Raw genomic sequence first — 19,359 nt, forward strand, 5'->3', positions numbered from 1 at the left:
TTCCTGGTCAGCGCCCGGACCGCCGACATCTCGCCGAAGACCCACAGCCGCGGACGACGCGAGCAGGGGCCGGACCCGGGCGGTGCGCCGGGTCGGGCCCCTTCGTCGTCAGAGCTTGTCGATCGGGGCGTGCCGCAGCACCAGCCACATCGTCTGGTCACCGAAGTCGATCTGCGCCCGGGCGCCCGGCCCGTGCCCCTCCACGGCGAGCACCCGACCGAGGCCGTAGCGCTGGTGGTTGACCCGGTCCCCCGCCGCCACCTTGGGCCCCTGCGGCAACTCGCTGGCGGTGGCCAGCCGACTGCCGTCCACCCCGAGCCGCTTCGCCAGCTCCGCCGCCTTCGGCGTACCCCCGGCGAAGCCGCCGCGCGCGCCGGGCGCGCGGTCCGCGCGGCCACCGACGCCGCCGCCCCCGCCGGCCCACGAGGTGTACGACCCCTCGGTGCGCTCCCAGCGGACCAGCTCCGGCGGCAGCTCCTCCAGGAACCGCGACGGCGGGTTGTAGGCCGGCTGCCCCCAGGCCGAGCGGGTGACCGCCCGGGAGAGGTAGAGCCGCTGCCGGGCCCGGGTGATGCCCACGTACGCCAGCCGGCGCTCCTCCTCCAGCTCCCGGCTGTCGCCCAGCGAGCGCAGGTGCGGGAAGACGCCGTCCTCCAGGCCGGTCAGGAAGACCACCGGGAACTCCAGACCCTTGGCCGTGTGCAGCGTCATCAGGGTGACCACGCCCTGGTGGTCCGGGTCGTCGGAGGGGATCTGGTCGGCGTCGGCGACCAGCGCCACCTGCTCCAGGAACCCGGCCACCGTGGCCCGCTCGCCCTCGGCGCCCAGCGCCTCGATCCGCTCGGTGTACTCCCGGGCGACGCTGACCAGTTCCTGGAGGTTGTCCACCCGGCCGGCGTCCTGCGGGTCGAGGCTCTCCTCCAGCTCGGTGAGGTAGCCCGAGCGGGTCAGCAGCGCCTCCAGCACCTCCTCCGGGGTGCCGGTCTCGGCCAGCTCCCGCGCGCCGTCGAGCAGCGCGACGAAGTCGGCGATGCCGTTGGCCGCGCGGGTGGAGATGCCCGGTGCCTCCCGGGCCCGGCGCAGCGCGGCGCCGAAGGAGATCCGGTCGCGGCTGGAGAGCGCCTCCACGCACGCCTCGGCGCGGTCGCCGATGCCCCGGCGCGGGGTGTTGAGCACCCGGCGCAGGCTGACCGTGTCGTCGTCGTTGACCACCGCGCGCAGGTAGGCCAGCGCGTCGCGGACCTCCTTGCGCTCGTAGAAGCGCACCCCGCCGACCACCTTGTAGGGCAGGCCGGCCCGGATGAACACCTCTTCGAAGACCCGGGACTGGGCGTTGGTGCGGTAGAAGACGGCGACGTCGCCGGGGCGGGTGTCGCCGGCGTCGACCAGCCGGTCGACCTCCCGGCCCACCCAGTCCGCCTCGGCGTGCTCGGTGTCGGCGACGTAGCCGACGATCTGCTCGCCGGCCCCGGCGTCGCTCCACAGCCGCTTGGGCTTGCGGGAGGTGTTCCGGTCGATGACCGCGTTGGCGGCGTTGAGGATGGTCTGGGTGGAGCGGTAGTTCTGCTCCAGCAGGATCGTCCGGGCGTCGGTGAAGTCCCGCTCGAACTCCAGGATGTTGCGGATGGTCGCGCCCCGGAACGCGTAGATCGACTGGTCGGCGTCGCCCACCACGCAGAGCTCGGCCGGCTCGATCCCCTCGGTGCCGGAGACCAGCTCCTTGATCAGCGTGTACTGCGCGTGGTTGGTGTCCTGGTACTCGTCGACCAGGACGTGCCGGAACCGGCGGCGGTAGCTCTCGGCGACGTGCGGGTGCGACTGGAGCAGGTGCACCGTCGTCATGATCAGGTCGTCGAAGTCCAGTGCGTGGGCCTCGCGCAGCCGGCGCTGGTAGAGCGTGTACGCCTCGGCCAGCGCCCGCTCGTTGGGGCCCTTGGCCCGGGCCGCGAACGCCTCCGGATCGACCAGCTCGTTCTTCAGGTTGGACACCTGGGCGGCCAGCCCACGCGCCGGGTAACGCTTGGGGTCGAGGTCCAGCTCCCGGGTGACCAGCTGCATCAGTCGGCGCGAGTCGTCGGCGTCGTAGATCGAGAAGGTGGACTTGAGCCCGGCGTGCTCGTGCTCGGCGCGCAGGATCCGCACGCAGGCGGAGTGGAACGTCGACACCCACATCAGCCGGGCCCGCGGGCCGACCAGATGGGAGACCCGCTCCTTCATCTCGCCGGCGGCCTTGTTGGTGAACGTGATCGCGATGATCTCGCCGGGGTGCACGTCCCGCGCGGCGAGCAGGTACGCGATCCGGTGGGTGAGCACCCGGGTCTTGCCGGAGCCGGCGCCGGCCACGATCAGCAGCGGGGAGCCGGCGTGGGTCACCGCGTCCCGCTGGGGGCCGTTGAGCCCCTCGACCAGGGCCTGCGGATCGAGGTGCGCGGCGGAGGACCCGGGCCGGCGCGCCGGCGGGCGGGCCGGCTCGGGCGCGGGCGGGGACGCGGGGATGTCGAAGAGAGGATGCATCGCAGGGCGAGTCTATGCCGCCCGCCGGACACTTCCCGCCCGCGCACGCCCCGGCGTCACGGGGTGGCCACCGGGGCCCGGCCGGTCTGCGCGGTGAGACGAACCTGCCGCGGCGTCACCCCTGGCGCCTTCGTCCCCGAAGCGCAACGATGACCGTGAAAACCCCGACTACTCCCCCGTACCCGACTTGGGAGAACAACCATGACTCCACCGCGCTCGCGCGGTCGGGCCCTGCTGCGTCACCTCGCCGCACCGGCCCTCGCGCTGGCCGTCGTGGCCAGCCTGCCCGCCACCGGACGGCCCGGACCGCAACCGGCCGCCACCGACCCGACGGCCGGGCTGGCCCCGGTCGCCGTCTCCTACGCCACGCCCACCGGCGGCGAGGTCAAGGGCAACTTCCTGAGCTACAACGACTTCCACGGCGCCATCGACCCGCCCGTCGGCAGCGGGGCCGCGGTCAACGGCACTCCAGCCGGCGGCGTGGAATACCTGGCGACCTGGCTGAAGAAGCTGCGCGCCGACGCCGCGGCCGAGGGCCGCCGCACCACCACCGTCGGCGCGGGCGACCTGATCGGCGCCACGCCGCTGGTCAGCGCGGCCTTCCACGACGAGCCGACCATCGAGCTGATGGACGAGGTCGGGCTGGAGATCAGCTCGGTCGGCAACCACGAGTTCGACGAGGGCGTCGCCGAGCTGATCCGGATCAACAAGGGCGGTTGCCACCCGGTCGACGGCTGCCAGGACTCGGACGGCTTCGCCGGCGCGAAGTTCACCTACCTCGCCGCCAACACGCTCGACCGGAAGACCGGCCTGCCGATCCTGCCCCCGGTGGACGTGAAGTTCGTCGACGGCGTGCCGGTCGGCTTCGTCGGCGTGACCCTGGAGGGCACTCCGGGCATCGTGAACCCGGCCGGCATCGCCTCGGTGCGGTTCGCCGACGAGGTCCGGACCGCCAACAAGTGGGGCGGGCTGCTCAAGCTCTTCGGCATCCGGGCGATGGTGCTGCTGGTGCACGAGGGCGGCGCCCAGTCCCCGCCGCCGGCCACCCCGGGCGTCTCGGACTGCGCCAACTTCTCCGGCCCGATCGTCGACATCGTCCGCGGCCTGCGGCCGGAGTTCGGCCTGGTGGTCTCCGGGCACACCCACCGCTTCTACTCCTGCTCGCTGCCGAACTCCTCGGGCGCGCAGAGCGTGGTCACCAGCGCCGGCAGCAACGGGCAGCTGATCACCGACATCGACTACTCGCTGGACCGGCGCACCGGCCGGTTCACCGGCATCTCCGCCCGCAACGTGGTGGTGGAGAACGGCGTCCGCAACCCGGACGGCAGCTGGCAGCAGAGCGCCCCCGGCGTCTACGTCCGCAACCCGGAGCTGGTCGACGCGGGTGCCAAGGCGCTGGCCGACAAGTACCGGTCCGCGGTCGCCCCGATCGCCAACCGGGTGGTGGGCAGGATCAGCGCGGACATCGTCCGGGACGCCAGGCCCAACGGCGAGAGCCCGCTCGGTGACGTGATCGCCGACGGGCAGCTCGCGTACACCAAGGGCGACGGGGCGCAACTGGCGCTGATGAACCCCGGCGGCGTCCGGGCCTCCCTGTCGTACGCGGCCTCCGCCGGGGGCGAGGCACCGGGCGAGGTGACCTACGGCGAGGCGTTCACCGTCCAGCCGTTCAACAACCTGGTGGTCACCCAGACGCTGACCGGCGCGCAGCTCAAGGGCGTGCTGGAGCAGCAGTTCGTCGGCTACCAGGGGCAGACCACCCAGCGGATCTTCCAGGTCTCCGCCGGGCTGACCTACGCCTACGACAGCACCGCCCCGGCCGGCTCGCGGGTCAGCGCGCTGGCGCTGAACGGCGTCCCGGTCGATCCGGCGGCCAGCTACCGGGTCACCACCAACGACTTCCTCGCCAACGGCGGGGACGGGTTCACCGCGCTGACGGCGGGCACCGGCCGCACCACCGCCCCCGGCTTCGACGTGGACGCGCTGGTGGCCTACCTGGGCGCGGGCGCGCCGGTGGGCCCGGGCCCGGCCGACCGGATCACCCGGCTGGGCTGAGCGGTCGTCGCCCGGCCCCGGCGTCGGGGCCGGGCGACCTTCCCAACTGTTGGCGGAATCCTTGCGCGGCCGTACCCGCGGTCGGCATACTCGATTCCGTGTTCGGTCAGCGCTTCTACTTTTACTACGGCACCGGGAGTCCGGCAGCCGTGGGTCGCGCCTGATCAACCAGACCTACGAAAAGCCCCGGGCTCCTGGAGTCCGGGGCTTTTCGCGTTCCGGGTTCCCGACACCGGGCACGACGTCAGAGAGGTACGACCGATGATGACAGACGTGGCGGAACAGAGCGGCAACACGGCACGCTCCCGGGCGGGCGACGGCCGGAACGCAACCCCCGGGTTCGGCACCGACGAGCCCGCGGCGGCGGCCCGGATCGCGAGCATCCGGGAGCGCATCGACGAGATCGACCGGACGCTGATCGGGCTCTGGCAGGAGCGGGCCGAGCTCTCCCAGCAGGTCGGCGCCACCCGGATGGCCTCCGGCGGCACCCGACTGGTGCTGTCCCGGGAGCGGGAGATCCTGGAACGGTTCCGGCAGGCGCTCGGCGCCGACGGCACCCAGTTGGCCCTGCTGCTGCTGCGCGCCGGCCGCGGACCGCTGTGACGGGTGCCGCCGGTCCGGGAGCCGGGCGGGACGCCCGGACCGCCGTCCTGCGGCGTACCCGCTGGCGGCCCTGACCGACAGCACGGCCCGGGCGGTTCGCGGGCGCCCGGCCCGGCGGCGGTCGGGCCCGGATACGACGAACCGCCTGCCGGCGTCACGCGGACGCCGGCAGGCGGTTCGGAGCAGTCTCACACCTCGTGGGTGGCGACGATCTCCCGCTTCTCGGCGAAGTGGCAGGCGCTCGGGTGGTCCGAGCCCTGCCGGATCTGCAGCAGCGGCGGCTGCTCGGCGCAGATGTCCTGCGCCTTCCAGCACCGGGTGCGGAACCGGCAGCCCGAGGGCGGGCTGATCGGCGAGGGGACGTCACCGGTGAGCCGGATGATCGCCTTGTTGTCCCGCAGCGTCGGATCCGGCACCGGCACCGCCGACAGCAGCGCCTGGGTGTACGGGTGGGTCGGCCCCTCGTAGATCTCGTCCTCGGTGCCGATCTCGACGATCTTGCCGAGGTACATCACCGCGACCCGGTCGGAGAGGTGACGCACGACCGACAGGTCGTGGGCGATGAACACGTAGGACAGGCCGAGCTCGTTCTGGAGCTTCTCCAGCAGGTTCATCACCTGCGCCTGAATCGAGACGTCCAGGGCCGAGACGGGCTCGTCACAGATGATGATCTCGGGCCGCAGGGCGAGCGCCCGGGCGATGCCGATGCGCTGACGCTGACCGCCGGAGAACTGGTGCGGGTACCGGTTGATGTGCTCCGGGTTGAGGCCGACCAGGTCGAGCAGTTCCTTGACCTTGTCCCGACGGCTGCCCTTCGGCGCCACCTCCGGGTGGATCTCGAACGGCTCGCCGATCAGGTCACCGACCGTCATCCGCGGGTTCAGCGAGGTGTACGGGTCCTGCATCACCAGCTGGATCTGCCGGCGCAGCCGACGCAGCGCGCCGCCGGACAGCTTGGAGATGTCCTGGCCCTTGTAGAGCACGTGGCCGGCGGTCGGCTTCTCCAGGTTCATCAGCACCCGGCTGAGCGTCGACTTGCCGCAGCCGGACTCGCCGACCACGCCCAGGGTCTCACCGGCCCGCAGGTCGAAGGAGACGCCGTCGACGGCCTTGACGTGACCGATGGTCTTCTTGAACACCACACCGCGGGTGACGGGGTAGTGCTTGACCAGGTCGCGTACCTCGAGGATGTTCTCAGACACGGTTCACCAGCTCCTCGGCGAAGTGGCAGGCGCTGGCCCGACCGGCGCCGATCTGCAGCAACGGGGGGAGCTTCTCGCGGCACACCGGCTGCGCCATCGGGCAGCGCGGGTTGAACGGGCAGCCCGGCGGGATGTTCATCAGGTTCGGCGGGAGGCCCTTGATCGTGCGGAGCTGCTGGCCCTTCTCGTCCAGGCGGGGGATCGAGTCGAGCAGCCCGAGGGTGTACGGGTGCGCCGGCTTGGCGTACAGGTCGTACACGTCGGCTTCCTCGACGATCCGACCGGCGTACATGACCGCGATCCGGTCCGCGACGTCGGCGACCACGCCGAGGTCGTGGGTGATCAGGATCATGCCCATCCGCCGCTCCCGCTGGAGCTCGCCGAGCAGGTCCATGATCTGGGCCTGCACGGTCACGTCCAGCGCGGTGGTCGGCTCGTCGGCGATCAGCACCTCCGGGTCGAGCGCCAGCGACATCGCGATCATCGCGCGCTGCCGCATACCGCCGGAGAACTGGTGCGGGTAGTTGCTGAACCGGCCCTTGGCGTTCGGGATCTTGACCTGGTCGAGCATCTCGATCGCGCGCTTCTTGGCGTCCGAGCGGCTCATGCCGCGACGGATGCGGAACTGCTCGGCGATCTGGAACCCGACGGTGAAGACGGGGTTCAGCGCGGAGAGCGAGTCCTGGAAGATCATCGCGATGCCCTCGCCGCGGATGCGGCGACGCTCCTCGGCGGACATCCGGAGCATGTCCTTGCCGTGGAAGCGGACCTGACCACCGGTCACGTACCCCGGCGGCATGTCCAGGATGCCCATGATGGTCTGCGCGGTGACGCTCTTACCGGAGCCGGACTCGCCGAGCACGGCGAGGGTCTCCCCCGCGTCGACGTGGTAGGTGACCCCGTTGATGACCTTGGCGACGCCGTCCCGGGTGCGGAACTCCACCCGCAGGTCGTCGACCTCGAGCAGCCGGCCCGAGGGGCGGCCGGATCCGTCGGCGCCCGGCGCGGTCTGCTCGGACACGAGAATGTCGGACAACTCAGTCTCCCCTAGCGGAGTTTCGGATCGAGGGCCTCGCGGACGGCCTCACCGAGCATGACGAAGCTCAGCACGGCGGTCACGAGGAACGCGGAGGGGAAGAAGAGCAGGAACGGCGAAGGCCGCAGGTAGTTCTGCGCTTCGTTGATCATGATTCCCCAGGAGACCACCGGGCTCTTCAGGCCGATGCCCAGGAAGGAGAGCGTGGCCTCGGCGCCGATGAACGAACCGATCATGATCGTCCCGTACACCAGCAGCGGCGCCAGGCAGTTCGGCAGCAGGTGCTTGAGGATGATCCGGCCGCTGCCGGCGCCCATGGCGCGGGCCGCGACGATGTAGTCGGCCTCCTTGGTGGCCAGCACCGAGGAGCGCATCAGCCGCATGACCACCGGCCAGCCCAGCAGGACCAGGGACGCGATGACCAGGCCCTTGATCTGCCACTCGCTGTTGTCGCTGCCCGCACCGTTGAAGGTGGTCAGGATGACGATGGCGCCGAGCACGAACGGCAGGCCGAAGAAGATGTCGGCGATCCGGGAGAGCAGCGCGTCGATCCAGCCGCCCTTGTAACCGGCGATGATGCCCATCGTCCCGCCGATCAGCATGGTGCCCATCACCGACAGCAGCGAGACCACGATCGAAGCGTTGGCGCCGTAGATGACGCGGGCGTAGACGTCGCGGCCCTGCACGTCGTAGCCGAACCAGGCGTCGCCCGAGGGCTCCACCCGGCTGCGGGACAGCGCGCCGTCCGTCGGGTCGGCCGAGGTGAACAGCGACGGGAAGATCGACATCACCACGAAGAGCAGAATGAACGAGCCGGCGATCCAGAACAGCGGCTTGCGCCGCAGGTCGCGCCAGGCGTCACCGAGCAGGCCGCGGGGCTTCTCCTTGCGGGCGCCCTCCGGCTGACCGGCGCTGATCGGCGCACCCACCTCGGCCGGCTGCTCCGGTCGGGGGGTGCTGACGATGGATGCGGTACTCGGGTCACTCATGCCCGCACCTCCCTCTGCTCGGCGCGGGCCTGGTTGCCCACGCGCGTGGCGGTGATGATTCGTTCGCGGCGCTCACTCATAGCGGATCCTCGGGTCCAGGGCGGCGTAGAGCAGGTCCACCAGGAGGTTCATCAGGAGATAGACGAGCACCAGGACGACCACGATGGAGACAACCGTAGCGCTTTCCTTGGTGACGATCGCCCGGAGAACCTGGCGGCCGATGCCGTTGATGCCGAAGATGCCCTCGGTGATGATCGCGCCACCCATCAGGGCGCCGAGGTCGGTGCCGAGCAGCGTCACCACCGGGATCAGGGAGTTGCGCAGCAGGTGGATGCCGACCACCCGGCGCATGGGCAGACCCTTGGCGATGGCGGTCCGCACGTAGTCGGCCCGGCGGTTCTCCGCGATGCTGGTGCGCGCCACCCGGGCGATGTACGCCATCGATGCGCTACCCAGCACGAAGCCTGGGAGGATCAGTTCGGAGATCCGCATCTCGTTCGACACCGTCGGCGTGACGATGCCCCACTTGACGCCGAAGAGCCACTGGAGCACGAAGCCGACGACGAAGACCGGCAGCGCGATCAGGAAGAGCGTGGAGATCAGGACCAGGTTGTCCAGGAAGCCGTTGCGCCGCAGACCGGTGAGCACACCGGCGCTGAGACCGATGAGCGCCTCGATGAGCAGGGCGACCGCAGCCAGCTTCAGGGTGTTGGGGTACGACGTCGCGATGATGTCGTTGACCGAGCGCCCGGACCAGGTCGAGCCGAAGTCCCCCTGGAAGAGGTTCTTCATGTAGACGGCGTACTGCACGAAAAACGGCTCGTCGAGGTGATACTTCTCGGTCATCATGGCGATGTAGTTCTCCGGGCAGCCCCGATCACCGCACTTGCCGGCGAACGGATCACCGGGAACCGCCCAGACGAGCGCGTAGATCATTAACGTCGTCCCGATGAAGACGGGGACGAGTTGGAGCAGCCGTCTCAACAGATAACGGCCCATGGGGTGGTCCTCCAGACAGGGGGCGCGTCGGACGGCCGACACGAGTGACAACGTGGCGAGGGAATGTTGTACACCCCCTCGCGGAACGGCCCCGGGTCGGGCTCACCGGTAGGCGAGCCCGACCCGGGGTCAGACCGTTCGGATCAGAGCTCGACCGAGGTGATGTCAAGCTCGCCGACGTTGGTCAGCTCCATCTTCTTGATCTTCTCCGAGTGACCGGACTGCTGGCCACCGAAGTAGACCGGAACAGTCGGGACGTCGGCGTCGATCTTCGCCACGGCCTGCTCGAACAGCCCGTGCGAGGCCTCGAGGCTCGGGGCACCGCTGGCCTGCTTGGCCAGGGCGTCGACCTCGGGGTTGCTGTACAGACCGTCGTTCGAGGAACCACCGGTCACGTAGAGCGGGTTGACCCAGTTCTCGACGTCCGGGTAGTCCTGCTGCCAGCCGGCGCGGTACATGCCGTCCATCTTGTGGGCGTTGATGTTCTGGCGGAACACCGCGAAGGTCGGCACGCCGACGGCGACGGCGTCGATCTTCAGGGTGGTCTTGATCTGCTGCGCGACGGCCTCCATCCACTCCTTGTGGCTGGCGTCCGCGTTGTAGTAGAGCTTCAGCTGGCCCTTGAAGCCGCCAGCCTTGGCGAGCAGCTGGTTGGCCTGCTCCGGGTCGAACTTGCAGGCGGTGCAGTTGCCCGGCTTGGCGCCCGGGGTCAGCGGGTTGGCCCAGCTGTCGGCCGGCTTGCGGTTACCGAAGAAGATCTTGTCGCTGATCTCCTGGCGGTTGATCGACAGCGAGATCGCCTTACGCAGGTCCGCGTTCTTGAAGCGGGCGTCGTAGATCGGGAAGGCGATGATGCCGGTCACCGGGGTGGTGGAAGAGATGGCCCGGTCGCCCAGGTCGTTCTTCCAGTTGTCACCCGCGAGGGAGGAGACCGGAACCTGCTGCTGGAAGTCCAGGTTGCCGGAGACCAGGTCGTTGTAGGCCGCCGTGTCGTCCTGGTAGATCTTGACGGTGACGTCCTTGATCTTCATCTTGTCGCGCAGGGAGTAGTCGTCGAACCGCGTCAGCTTGATCGCGACGTTGTTCTCCCACGAGACGAAGCTGACCGGGCCGTTACCGATCGGCTTCTTGCCGAAGTCCTCCGCCTTGCCGGCGAAGAAGGCGTCCGGCAGCGGCATGAAGGTGCTGTAGCCGAGCTTGGTCGGGAACACGGCGGTCGGCGCGGCGAGCGTGACCTCGAAGTTCCAGTCGTCGACGACCTTCAGGCCGGACATGGTCTTCGACTTGGGCTCGGGGGCCTTCTTCGGGCCGTCCTCGTCCGGGTCGGTGGTGTTGACGTCCGCGAAGCCCGCGATGTCGGCGAAGAAGCTGGAGTTCTGCGCGCCGTTCGGCGAGTAGGCGCCCCAGTTCCAGGCGTCCACGAAGTTCTTGGCCTTGACGACGGTGCCGTCGTGGAACTTCGTGTTCTGCTTGATCTTGATCTTGTAGACCTTGGAGTCGGTCGTCTCGATCGACTCGGCCAGCGCGTTCTGCGGCGCGCCACCGTTGTTCGGGTACTCGACCAGGCCGGTGAACAGCCAGTCGATGATCTTGCCGCCACCGGTCTCGGTGGTGTTGGACGGAACCAGGGGGTTCTCCGGCTCCGTGCCGTCGACGACGATGCTGCCGTCAGAGCTCTTGGCGGCGCTGCCGCCGTCGTCGTCGTTGGTGGAGCAGCCGGACGCGATGAGCGCGAATGCCGCGCCCACGGCGATGGCGCCGCTCGCCCGCTTCGAGACTCTCATTCCGAGGGGCCTCCTCTTTCGTAACCTGGTTCCGTCGTGGGTTTCACGCACGCATGGGGGTGACGCCGCCGGTGACCCCGTGTCGCAGGTCACCGGTACTACCGCAGAGAAATCGGGACACCCCAGGGGGACCGATCCGCCGGGCCACCGCACCACTGGAGCTCGACACCGCGCAGGCTCGACGGCCACGAACCGCACTGGTGGGCGGTGCCGTGGTCGACGGGGCGTACGGGGTGCCTCACGCCAGGGGTGAGGTGCTGCCACTGTGACACTCACCGGCCCATTACGTGAAGGTGCCGTTATCAAGCCGTTAGTTGCCCGCCACGTTGCCGATACTTGAGAAAAGATCATGAAGTGCCCTGGTCGTACCGCTCTGAGCAGGTAAGACAGCAAGGCACCGCATCTCCGCACCACCCGTGGGCTCGAGGCTTGTGAGCTTCCCCGCCTCCGCTCCGGCGCTCTCCGACGTCCACCGAGCGCTGGCCGTTTTTGCCCATCCGGATGATGTCGACTTCGGCTGTGCGGGCACCATAGCAGGGCTGGGTGGAGGACGGCGTAGCGGTGCCGTACCTGTTTCGTCACCCGCGGCGATGCCGGCGGCTTCGACGCCACCGCCCGCGAGCGGATGCCCCGGTGGCGCGAGGCCGAGCCGCGCGCCCCGGCCGACCGGAACGGACTCCGGCCCCGGCACCACAGGGTGCCGGGGCCGGAGGGGGTGGTTAGTCAGGCGGTGAAGCGCACCCTGCGGCGGCGGACCACCAGCAGGGCGACCGCACCGACGGCCAGCAGCAGCACGCCGGCGGCGGCCGCGGCCGCGATCGGCGAACCGGTCAGCGGCAGGTCGCCGCCGTTGCCGGCCGGCGAGGTGGAGGGCGCCGGGCTCTCCCCCGGGGTCGACGGCGAGGGCGACTCGACCGGGGTCGACGGCGAGGGCGACGCCGACGGGGTGGTCGGGGACGCCGACGGGCTGGCGGGGGCGGCGGCGAAGCTCGCCGCGGCGTCGGCGGTCACGGTGGCGCCGGCGCTGCCGCCGAGGATCAGCTTCTGCTTCTCGTCCTTGCCGCCGGAGAAGAGGAAGACCCGGCCGAAGGAGACCGAGTCCTGGGCGGAAACGGTCACGGTGACCGAACCGGGATCGGTCGCGGTCAGCCAGAAGGCCCCGCCGTTGGTGGTCGTGGTGACCGGCTTGCCCTCGGCGTCGACGGCGGTGCCGCCGGAGACCTTCAGCGCGATCTCGCCGGCCGGGCCCTTGACGGTGAACGGGCCGGCCTTGCCGCCGACGGTGGCGGTGGCCTTCGCCGGGTCGATGGTCAGCTCGGCCTTCGGCTCCGGCTGGTCGGTCGCGTTCGCCACCAGGTAGTCGTAGATCTTCTTGATCACGCCGTACTCGGCGGCGTCGGTCAGGCCCCGCTCCCAGTCACCCAGCTTGACGCCGTCACTGAAGTGCCAGACGGCGGTCTGGGTGCCGAAGTAGAGCAGGGTGTCCCGCCGCTTGTCGCCCAGCCCGGCCGGCAGTTCCGCGCCGGCCGCCTTGAGCAGCGCCGGCACCTCGGCGTTCGGGTAGCCGTGGGTGAGCACCCACTGCACCTTGCCGAGGTTCTCGACCTCCGACTGGCCCCAGGTGCCCTCGGTGTACTCACCGTCGCGGGCCACCGGCGTGTGGAAGTCGATGCAGAAGACCGGCACCGTGCCGTCCTTGAGCTCCAGCGCGAGCGCCGAGGTCGACAGCTTCCGCTTGTCGAGCTTCAGCACGACGCCGGTGTCCTTCACCGCGCGCGCCACGCCGGTCGCCGGCGCCTCGGCGGCGGCCGGAGCGGCCGAGCCGAGCACCATCGCGCTGCCGGCGACGAGCGCCGTGGCGATTCCGGCCCAGCGTCGTCCCAGTTGTCCGAACATCAAAGTCGTACACCTCTCCCCAGGGGTGGGCCCGCATCCGGCGGGCCTGCACAGGTCGCCGTTCTCGCGGGGTTTCGCACCACCCGCACGCGAGAAGAACGCGACGGGGAATTATGCGACATGAGTGGATCTCTTGTCAGCCCCTGGGGTCGTTCGGTCCGATTGTTCCTAATCGGCCCTGCCGTCACACCAGCCGGCGGTCCGCCGCCCAGCGGGACAGCTCGTACCGGTTGGACATCTGGAGCTTGCGCAGCACGTTGGACACGTGCGTCTCGACCGTCTTGATCGAGATGAACAGCTCCTTGGCGATCTCCTTGTACGCGTACCCCCGGGCCAGCAGGCGCAGCACCTCCCGCTCCCGGTTGGTGAGCTGGTCCAGCTCCGGGTCGGCGACCGGCGCGTCCGGGCGGGCCGCGAAGGCGTCCAGCACGAACCCGGCCAGCCGAGGGCTGAACACGGCGTCGCCGTCGGCCACCCGACGGATCGCGGCGGTCAGCTCGTCCGGCGAGATGGTCTTGGTGACGTAGCCCCGGGCACCCGCCCGGATCAACCCGATCACGTCCTCGGCCGCGTCCGACACGCTCAGCGCCAGGAACTTGACCTGCGGATGGGTACGCCGCATCGCGTCCAGCACCGCCCGGCCGCCGCCGTCGGGCATGTGCACGTCCAGCAGCACCACGTCGGGCTGGGTCGCGGCGATCCGGGTGAGCGCCTCGGCCACCGTGCTCGCCTCCCCGACCACCTCGACGTGCGCGCCCAGCTCGGCCCGTACGCCCGCCCGGAACATGGCGTGGTCGTCGACGAGGAAGACCCGCAGCCGCTCCACCCGGGCGTCCGCGCCCTCGACCGGTTCCATCGACTGCTCCGCCATGATCATTTGTCCCTCTCCGCCGTGGAGCCGTTGCCGGTGATCGGCAGGATCAACCGGACCTCGGTTCCCTCTCCCGGCCCGGACCGGATCTCCGCCCGGCCGCCGTGCCGCTTCATCCGCCCGACGATCGATCCTCGTACGCCGTGCCGGTGATCCTCCACCGTATCCGGGTCGAAGCCCTTGCCCCGGTCCCGCACGAAGACGCTCACCTGCTCCGGCTCGACCTCGGCGTAGAGCGACACGGTCTGCACCCCGGCGTGCCGGGCCGCGTTGACCAGCGCCTCCCGGGCCGCCGCCACCAGCGCGCCGACCCGCTCGTCGGTCTCCCGGTCGCCCACCACCACCGCCTCGACGGTGATCGCGAAGGTGTCCTCCACCTCGGCGGCGGCCTGCTCCAGCGCGGCGGCGAAGCGTTCGGTGGGCGAGCCGGTGGGCTTGTAGAGCCAGTTGCGCAGCGAGCGCTCCTGGCCCCGCGCCAGCCGCTGCACCGTCTTGACGTCGGTGGCGTTGCGCTGGATCAGGGCCAGGGTGTGCAGCACCTGGTCGTGGACCATGGCGGCCAGCTCGGCGCGTTCCTGCTCGCGGATGCGCCCCTCCCGCTCCGAGCGGAGCTGGTTGTACGTCCGCCACAGCACCGGCGCCGCGACCACACCGACGCCGGCCAGCCCGACCAGCGCGAAGATCACGCCGTTGACCACCGCGTCGAAGTTCTGCACCGGGGAGTAGACCGCCGCCACGCCGATGATGCCGACCGCGACCAGCACCCCGCCGCCGACGAAGCGGAGCACGAACGCCCGCCGGTCGCTCTCCTCGACCACCGCGCCGAGCCAGGGCACCGGGGAGTCGCCCCACTGCCGGCGGCGCTCCGGCGCGGACTGGTGCCAGATCACGCCGGCGCCCACCGCGATGATCGCAACCAGCCAACCGGCGGTGCCGGTCGCGCCCACCGAGTCGAAGACCAGCACCTGCATCAGCAGCACGCCCAGCCCGATCAGCACGAACGGCAGCAGCTGCGACAGGTCCCGGCGGGGCGGGGCGGCGGTGTCGCCGGGACGCAGCGGGACCACCGCCCAGAAGGCGGCGTAGAGCAGCAGCCCCAGGCCGCTGAGGCCGAGCAGGACCATGAAGGCGACCCGTACCCGCAGCACCGGGATGCCGAGGTGGTCGGCGATGCCGGCGGCCACGCCGGCGGCCATCCGGTGCTCGGGTGCCCGGTAGAGGCGGGGCGGTGGGGTCGTCACGGTGCTGATCGGAGGCTCCCCTGTTCAGGCCCGGTGCGGCGCAGGTGCCGGGGTCGTCCGGCTCCGGTCCGATCGTCACACGGGGCGACGCCCGGCGACCACGGGGACGCCCCGGACATTCCCGCCCCCGGGATCTCAGGGTGGGGTCAGGGTCGGGTCCGGAGGACGCTCGGGCGTCCGGCGCAGCAGGATCGGAGCATGACCGAGGAAGCTGCCCCGCCGCCCCGCCCGTGGGCGACCGAGCCGGAGAGTCCGCCGCCCACCACCACCGGCGCGCCGGGCCCGTGGGCGTCCGCCCACGGCGGCCAGACGCCACCCCCCGGGGGGTACACTCCGCCGCCGTTCGGCGGCGCCGGCTTCACCTCTCGGTACGGGCTGGTCCGGCCACGGGAGGGCCGCTACCTGGCCGGGGTCTGCGCGGCGATCGGCCGGGCCACCAACACCGACCCGGTGCTCTGGCGGGTGATCCTCGCCGTGCTCGGCTTCTTCGGCGGCGTCGGCATCCTGCTCTACGTCGCGGCCCTGCTGGTCATCCCCGGCGAGGGCGACAGCGCCTCCCCGGTGGAGTCGATGCTCGGCCGGGGCCGGTCCAGCATGTCGCCGGTCACCGTCATCGTGCTGAGCATCCTGGTCGCGGTGAGCTTCGGCTTCATCGTCACGGACGCGTTCCGGGCCGTCCTGCTCGGCGCGGCGATCCTCATCGGCGGCGCGCTGCTGCTCAACCGGGACGGCCGCACCCCGCCCGCCGCCGTCCCCACCGAGCCACCGGCCCCGGCCAGCGCCCCACCCGGCCCGGTGCCACCGGTCAGCTACCCCGCGCCCGGCCTCTTCACCCCGGCGCCGCCGGCCCCGACCGGTCCGCTCGCCTCGACCGCACCGCTACCGGTCACCGTGCCGGCGGAGCGCACCGCCGAGCAGGCCGCCTGGTCACCCGCGCCGCCGCCCGCACCGCCCGGTGCCCGGCCGGACGCCCGCACCGCCGCCTGGCCGGCCGTGCCGGGAACGGCCGAGCCCCCGCCGGCCACCTGGCCGCCGGTCGCCGAGCCGACCGTCCCGGCGGCACCGGTGGGCGCAGCGGTGCCCGCCGGTGGCTACCGCCCGCCGTTCGCGCCGCGCGGGCCGTACGCCGGGCAGCTTTCGCCGCCCCCGCCCCCGCCGCCCCGGGTGAAGCCGCCGAAGCGGCCGCGCGAGCGGTCGGCGCTCGGCGCGGTGACCTTCTCGCTGATCTTCCTCGCCCTGGGCGTGGTGGCCATCCTGGACCTGCTGGGCGTCTTCCCGGTCGGCGCCGCGGCCTACTTCGCGGCGGCGCTGGCCACCATGGGCCTCGGGCTGCTGGTGGGCACCTGGTTCGGTCGGGCCCGCTGGCTGATCGCGCTGGGGCTGGTGACCGCGGCGGCGCTGGGGGTGGCCACGGTGGCCGAGTCCTACGACCGGATCCGCGGCGTGGACGGCAACGTCACCTGGGCCCCCACGGACGTCCGCGACCTGGCCACCCGCTACGAGAACAGCTTCGGCGACACCACGCTGGACCTGCGGGGGATCAACTTCGACAAGCGGACCACCGAGGTCACCGTCGTGGTCAACTTCGGTGAGGCGACGATCGTGGTGCCGCCGAACGTCGACGTCACCACCGTGACCGACGTCAACGCCGGGGACGCCACGGTCTTCGGCCGGCGCTCGGGCGGGCTGGACGGCCGTTCGCGGGAGAGCACCGACCTCGGCCCGGACGGGGCCGGCGGCGGCACGCTGCGCCTCAACGTCCACGTCAACGCCGGCAACCTGGAGGTGACCCGGTGAGGGTGCACCGCACGGACCTCGTCTCGCTCGCCTTCGGGCTGCTCTTCCTCGGGCTCTCCGTCTGGTGGCTGCTCGCCCAGATCCTCGGCCTCGCCCTGCCCCCGGTGGGTTGGTTCCTGGCCGGCGCGCTGGTGGTGATCGGGCTGCTCGGCCTGGTCGGCGCGCTGCGGTCGGGCCGGCACGACCGGGAGGCCCCGCCGGCGGCCGGGCCGGAGCCGACCGAGCCCGACCCGTCCGCCGCCGGCTGGCCGGCGCCGCCCGCCGGGCCGCGGGACGCCGCCGACGGGTTCCCCGGGCCGGCCGACACCGCGATCGCGGACCGGGAGCCGGCGCCGGTCCCCTTCGAGCCGGCCGACCTCCGGTACCCGCGGGACGACGAGGCGGCCCCCACCCGCTGGGAGACCACCGAGACCCCGGGCGCCGAGCGGGAGACGGCCGAGATCCACTTCACCGACGCGGGAACGGACGAGGACGCGCCCACCCGCCCGCAGGTGACAGGGCAGGAGACGGCGGCGCTCGAAACGGCCGGAGAGCAGACCGCCGAGGTCCTGTTCGCCGGTCCGGACGACGCCACCGCCCCGGTGTGGGGACCGGACGGGACCGGTGACCGCTTCACCGAGCCGCGGACCCGGGCGATCGGGTCGGCCGGCGAGGCGGACGAGTGGCCCACGGCGGCGATCAGCGACCGGCCCGCCGAGGCGGTCGAGGACCGGGCGGCCGACGCGCCGGACGACCGGCCCCGCTGGTCGCCCGCCGCGCCGGTCAGCGGCCCGCCGGCCGGGGAACGCCGCGCGCCGGACTAGGGCTGGTGTCAAAGCCGCTTCGCCGGCCTGCGGCGGGCCCAGACGACGACGGAGGACTTTGACACAGCCCCAACCGCGGCGCTGCGATCGCCGTCGACGGACTCGTATGCTGGCCGGTGGAGATCCCGCCTCCGCCGGCCGGCCGCGCCGGCGGGCCTCGTCCGCGGCCGAGCGGTCCGGTCAGCGGTCCCGTCCGGGGCCGAGCGGACCAGGTCGCCCGTGGCGGTCCCGCCGCGACAGCCCGCCTCTACCTCGTCAGGAGCCCGTCCGACATGACCCAGTCCCCCGCCGAGCGCACCCCCGGCCGGTCCGGTCCGGTCCGCATCGGCGAGCGCGCCGCCCGTACCCTCGTCACCGAGCTGGCCCGGCGTAACGACCCGAAGGCCGCCCTCCTGGTCGACGCGTCCCCGGAGTCCGCGGTGCTCGCCGCGGCGATCGACGCGCTGCTGCCCGGTGACACGCTCACCGTCGTGCCGGCCGAGCCGGCCGGCGCCGGCGCGCTGCGCCAGCACGTGACGGCCCAGGGTCGCTGGGTCGCCGACCGGGTACGCGTCGTCGACTCCCTCGCCGAGGCGGACGCTGCCGAGGTGGTCATCGCCGCCGAGCCGCTGACCGGCACCGCGGAGCAGGCCCGGACGACCGTCGACGGCCTGGTCAAGTACCTCAGCGAGGGCTCGGTGCTCAGCGTGGCCGCGCCGGTGTTCCGTACCGAGGGCGCCGCCGCCGAGCTGGACCGCCAGGGCGTGCTGCACGGGGTCGGCACCGACCTGGTGCTGCGCAACTCCCCGCCGGTACGCGTGCACCACCTGCGCTTCACCCCGGCCAGCCCCGCGCTCGCCGCCCGGCTGGCCCCCGCCCACCGGCCCTCCAGCGTGCCGCTGACCCGCGGCATGCACATCGACTCCAACGGCGTCGCCGCGGCCGGCATCGCCCTCGGGCTGGCCGCCGTGGCCCGCGTGGTACGCCCGAAGTCCAAGCTCTGGCTGCTGCCGGCGCTGGCCGCCGGCCCGGTGGCCGCCTTCTTCCGGGACCCGGAGCGGGACGTCCCGGAGGACCCGTCGGCCGTGGTCGCGGCCGCCGACGGTCAGGTCCTCTCCGTGCAGCGGCTGCACGACGAGCGGTTCGGCGACGGCGAGTGGCTGCGGATCGCCGTCTTCCTGTCGGTGCTGGACGTGCACGTCAACCGCGCGCCGGTGCCCGGCAAGGTGGTGGACTACTTCGTCGCCGACGGTGGCTTCGTCAACGCGATGAAGCCGGACGCCGAGCACAACGTGGCCGCGTACACGGTGCTGGACACCGACCACGGCACGGTGGTGGTGGCGCAGCGCACCGGGCTGATCGCCCGGCGGATCGTGCAGCGGGCGCCGATCGGCGCGCTGCTGGCCCGGGGCGAGCGCTTCGGCCTGATCCGGTTCGGCTCGCGCACCGACGTCTACCTGCCGGCCGACGCGGCGGAGCCGCTGGTCGGGCCGGGCGACAAGGTGGTCGGCGGGTCCACGGTCATCGCCCGCTGGCGCTGACCGAACGCGAGAAGGGGCGGGGGGGGGGGGGGGGCGCCGCGGGGGGGGG

Annotated in this window: 14 protein-coding genes; 5 read left to right on the top strand and 9 right to left on the bottom strand. The window is 72.0% G+C overall.

Going from position 1 to position 19,359, the window contains the following annotated elements:
• Window positions 1–108: 108 nt before the first annotated feature.
• Entirely contained in the window at window positions 109–2,514 is a 2,406-nt protein-coding gene (gene pcrA, locus M2302_RS05465) for a DNA helicase PcrA (protein WP_280836885.1), read from the bottom strand.
• A 201-nt stretch (window positions 2,515–2,715) separates the two neighbouring features.
• Here pcrA and M2302_RS05470 point away from each other — a divergent pair, with 201 nt between their 5' ends.
• The gene (locus M2302_RS05470) at window positions 2,716–4,569 is read left to right on the top strand and encodes a bifunctional metallophosphatase/5'-nucleotidase (RefSeq protein WP_280836886.1); all 1,854 of its coding nucleotides are present in this window, start codon (window positions 2,716–2,718) and stop codon (window positions 4,567–4,569) included.
• 261 nt (window positions 4,570–4,830) lie between these two features.
• Entirely contained in the window at window positions 4,831–5,172 is a 342-nt protein-coding gene (locus tag M2302_RS05475) for a chorismate mutase (protein ID WP_280836887.1), read from the top strand.
• 188 nt (window positions 5,173–5,360) lie between these two features.
• Here M2302_RS05475 and M2302_RS05480 read toward each other — a convergent pair whose 3' ends face one another.
• The 8 genes from M2302_RS05480 to M2302_RS05515 form a co-directional block, all read right to left on the bottom strand.
• Window positions 5,361–6,374: a dipeptide ABC transporter ATP-binding protein gene (locus M2302_RS05480; protein ID WP_280836888.1), complete on the bottom strand. Its 1,014-nt coding sequence runs from the start codon at window positions 6,372–6,374 to the stop codon at window positions 5,361–5,363.
• Entirely contained in the window at window positions 6,367–7,395 is a 1,029-nt protein-coding gene (locus M2302_RS05485; RefSeq protein ID WP_280837041.1) for an ABC transporter ATP-binding protein, read from the bottom strand. The genes M2302_RS05480 and M2302_RS05485 overlap by 8 nt, the downstream gene beginning before the upstream one ends.
• 26 nt (window positions 7,396–7,421) lie before the next feature.
• Window positions 7,422–8,399: an ABC transporter permease gene (locus tag M2302_RS05490; protein WP_210778421.1), complete on the bottom strand. Its 978-nt coding sequence runs from the start codon at window positions 8,397–8,399 to the stop codon at window positions 7,422–7,424.
• A gap of 72 nt (window positions 8,400–8,471) precedes the next feature.
• Window positions 8,472–9,398: an ABC transporter permease gene (locus M2302_RS05495; RefSeq protein ID WP_210778420.1), complete on the bottom strand. Its 927-nt coding sequence runs from the start codon at window positions 9,396–9,398 to the stop codon at window positions 8,472–8,474.
• 143 nt (window positions 9,399–9,541) lie between these two features.
• Complete coding sequence (locus tag M2302_RS05500) at window positions 9,542–11,182, bottom strand: ABC transporter substrate-binding protein (RefSeq protein ID WP_210778419.1); 1,641 nt, start codon at window positions 11,180–11,182, stop codon at window positions 9,542–9,544.
• A 723-nt stretch (window positions 11,183–11,905) separates the two neighbouring features.
• A complete protein-coding gene (locus M2302_RS05505) occupies window positions 11,906–13,078 on the bottom strand; it encodes a thioester domain-containing protein (protein WP_280836889.1) in 1,173 nt (390 codons plus the stop codon).
• A 184-nt stretch (window positions 13,079–13,262) separates the two neighbouring features.
• Complete coding sequence (locus M2302_RS05510) at window positions 13,263–13,949, bottom strand: response regulator transcription factor (RefSeq protein ID WP_210778416.1); 687 nt, start codon at window positions 13,947–13,949, stop codon at window positions 13,263–13,265.
• 2 nt (window positions 13,950–13,951) lie between these two features.
• On the bottom strand, window positions 13,952–15,190 hold the full coding sequence (locus tag M2302_RS05515) for an ATP-binding protein (RefSeq protein WP_280836890.1): 1,239 nt from the start codon (window positions 15,188–15,190) through the stop codon (window positions 13,952–13,954).
• A 198-nt stretch (window positions 15,191–15,388) separates the two neighbouring features.
• Between M2302_RS05515 and M2302_RS05520 the strand changes: the two genes are divergently transcribed.
• From M2302_RS05520 to M2302_RS05530, 3 genes are all read left to right on the top strand, one after another.
• Window positions 15,389–16,987 (top strand): PspC domain-containing protein, encoded by a 1,599-nt coding sequence (locus M2302_RS05520; RefSeq protein WP_280836892.1) that lies wholly within the window; start codon window positions 15,389–15,391, stop codon window positions 16,985–16,987.
• Window positions 16,984–17,790, top strand: coding sequence for a hypothetical protein (locus M2302_RS05525; protein WP_280837055.1), 807 nt, complete (start codon window positions 16,984–16,986; stop codon window positions 17,788–17,790). Before M2302_RS05520 ends, M2302_RS05525 begins: the two co-directional genes overlap by 4 nt.
• Before the next feature lie 272 nt (window positions 17,791–18,062).
• Window positions 18,063–19,310 carry a phosphatidylserine decarboxylase gene (locus tag M2302_RS05530; RefSeq protein WP_280836893.1) on the top strand — a complete coding sequence of 416 codons (1,248 nt, stop codon included), beginning with the start codon at window positions 18,063–18,065 and terminating at the stop codon, window positions 19,308–19,310.
• Window positions 19,311–19,359: the final 49 nt, after the last annotated feature.

Origin of the sequence: Micromonospora sp. A200, assembly GCF_029893845.1 — a bacterium.
GTDB classification, from domain to species: Bacteria; Actinomycetota; Actinomycetes; order Mycobacteriales; family Micromonosporaceae; genus Micromonospora; species Micromonospora purpureochromogenes.

What these genes read in the sequence shown, in the direction of transcription:
- pcrA (WP_280836885.1), bottom strand. Translation starts at nt 2,514, where the DNA reads ATGCATCCTCTCTTCGACATCCCCGCGTCCCCGCCCGCGCCCGAGCCG.
- M2302_RS05470 (WP_280836886.1), top strand. Translation starts at nt 2,716, where the DNA reads ATGACTCCACCGCGCTCGCGCGGTCGGGCCCTGCTGCGTCACCTCGCC.
- M2302_RS05475 (WP_280836887.1), top strand. Translation starts at nt 4,831, where the DNA reads ATGATGACAGACGTGGCGGAACAGAGCGGCAACACGGCACGCTCCCGG.
- M2302_RS05490 (WP_210778421.1), bottom strand. Translation starts at nt 8,399, where the DNA reads ATGAGTGACCCGAGTACCGCATCCATCGTCAGCACCCCCCGACCGGAG.
- M2302_RS05495 (WP_210778420.1), bottom strand. Translation starts at nt 9,398, where the DNA reads ATGGGCCGTTATCTGTTGAGACGGCTGCTCCAACTCGTCCCCGTCTTC.
- M2302_RS05500 (WP_210778419.1), bottom strand. Translation starts at nt 11,182, where the DNA reads ATGAGAGTCTCGAAGCGGGCGAGCGGCGCCATCGCCGTGGGCGCGGCA.
- M2302_RS05505 (WP_280836889.1), bottom strand. Translation starts at nt 13,078, where the DNA reads ATGTTCGGACAACTGGGACGACGCTGGGCCGGAATCGCCACGGCGCTC.
- M2302_RS05510 (WP_210778416.1), bottom strand. Translation starts at nt 13,949, where the DNA reads ATGGCGGAGCAGTCGATGGAACCGGTCGAGGGCGCGGACGCCCGGGTG.
- M2302_RS05520 (WP_280836892.1), top strand. Translation starts at nt 15,389, where the DNA reads ATGACCGAGGAAGCTGCCCCGCCGCCCCGCCCGTGGGCGACCGAGCCG.
- M2302_RS05530 (WP_280836893.1), top strand. Translation starts at nt 18,063, where the DNA reads ATGACCCAGTCCCCCGCCGAGCGCACCCCCGGCCGGTCCGGTCCGGTC.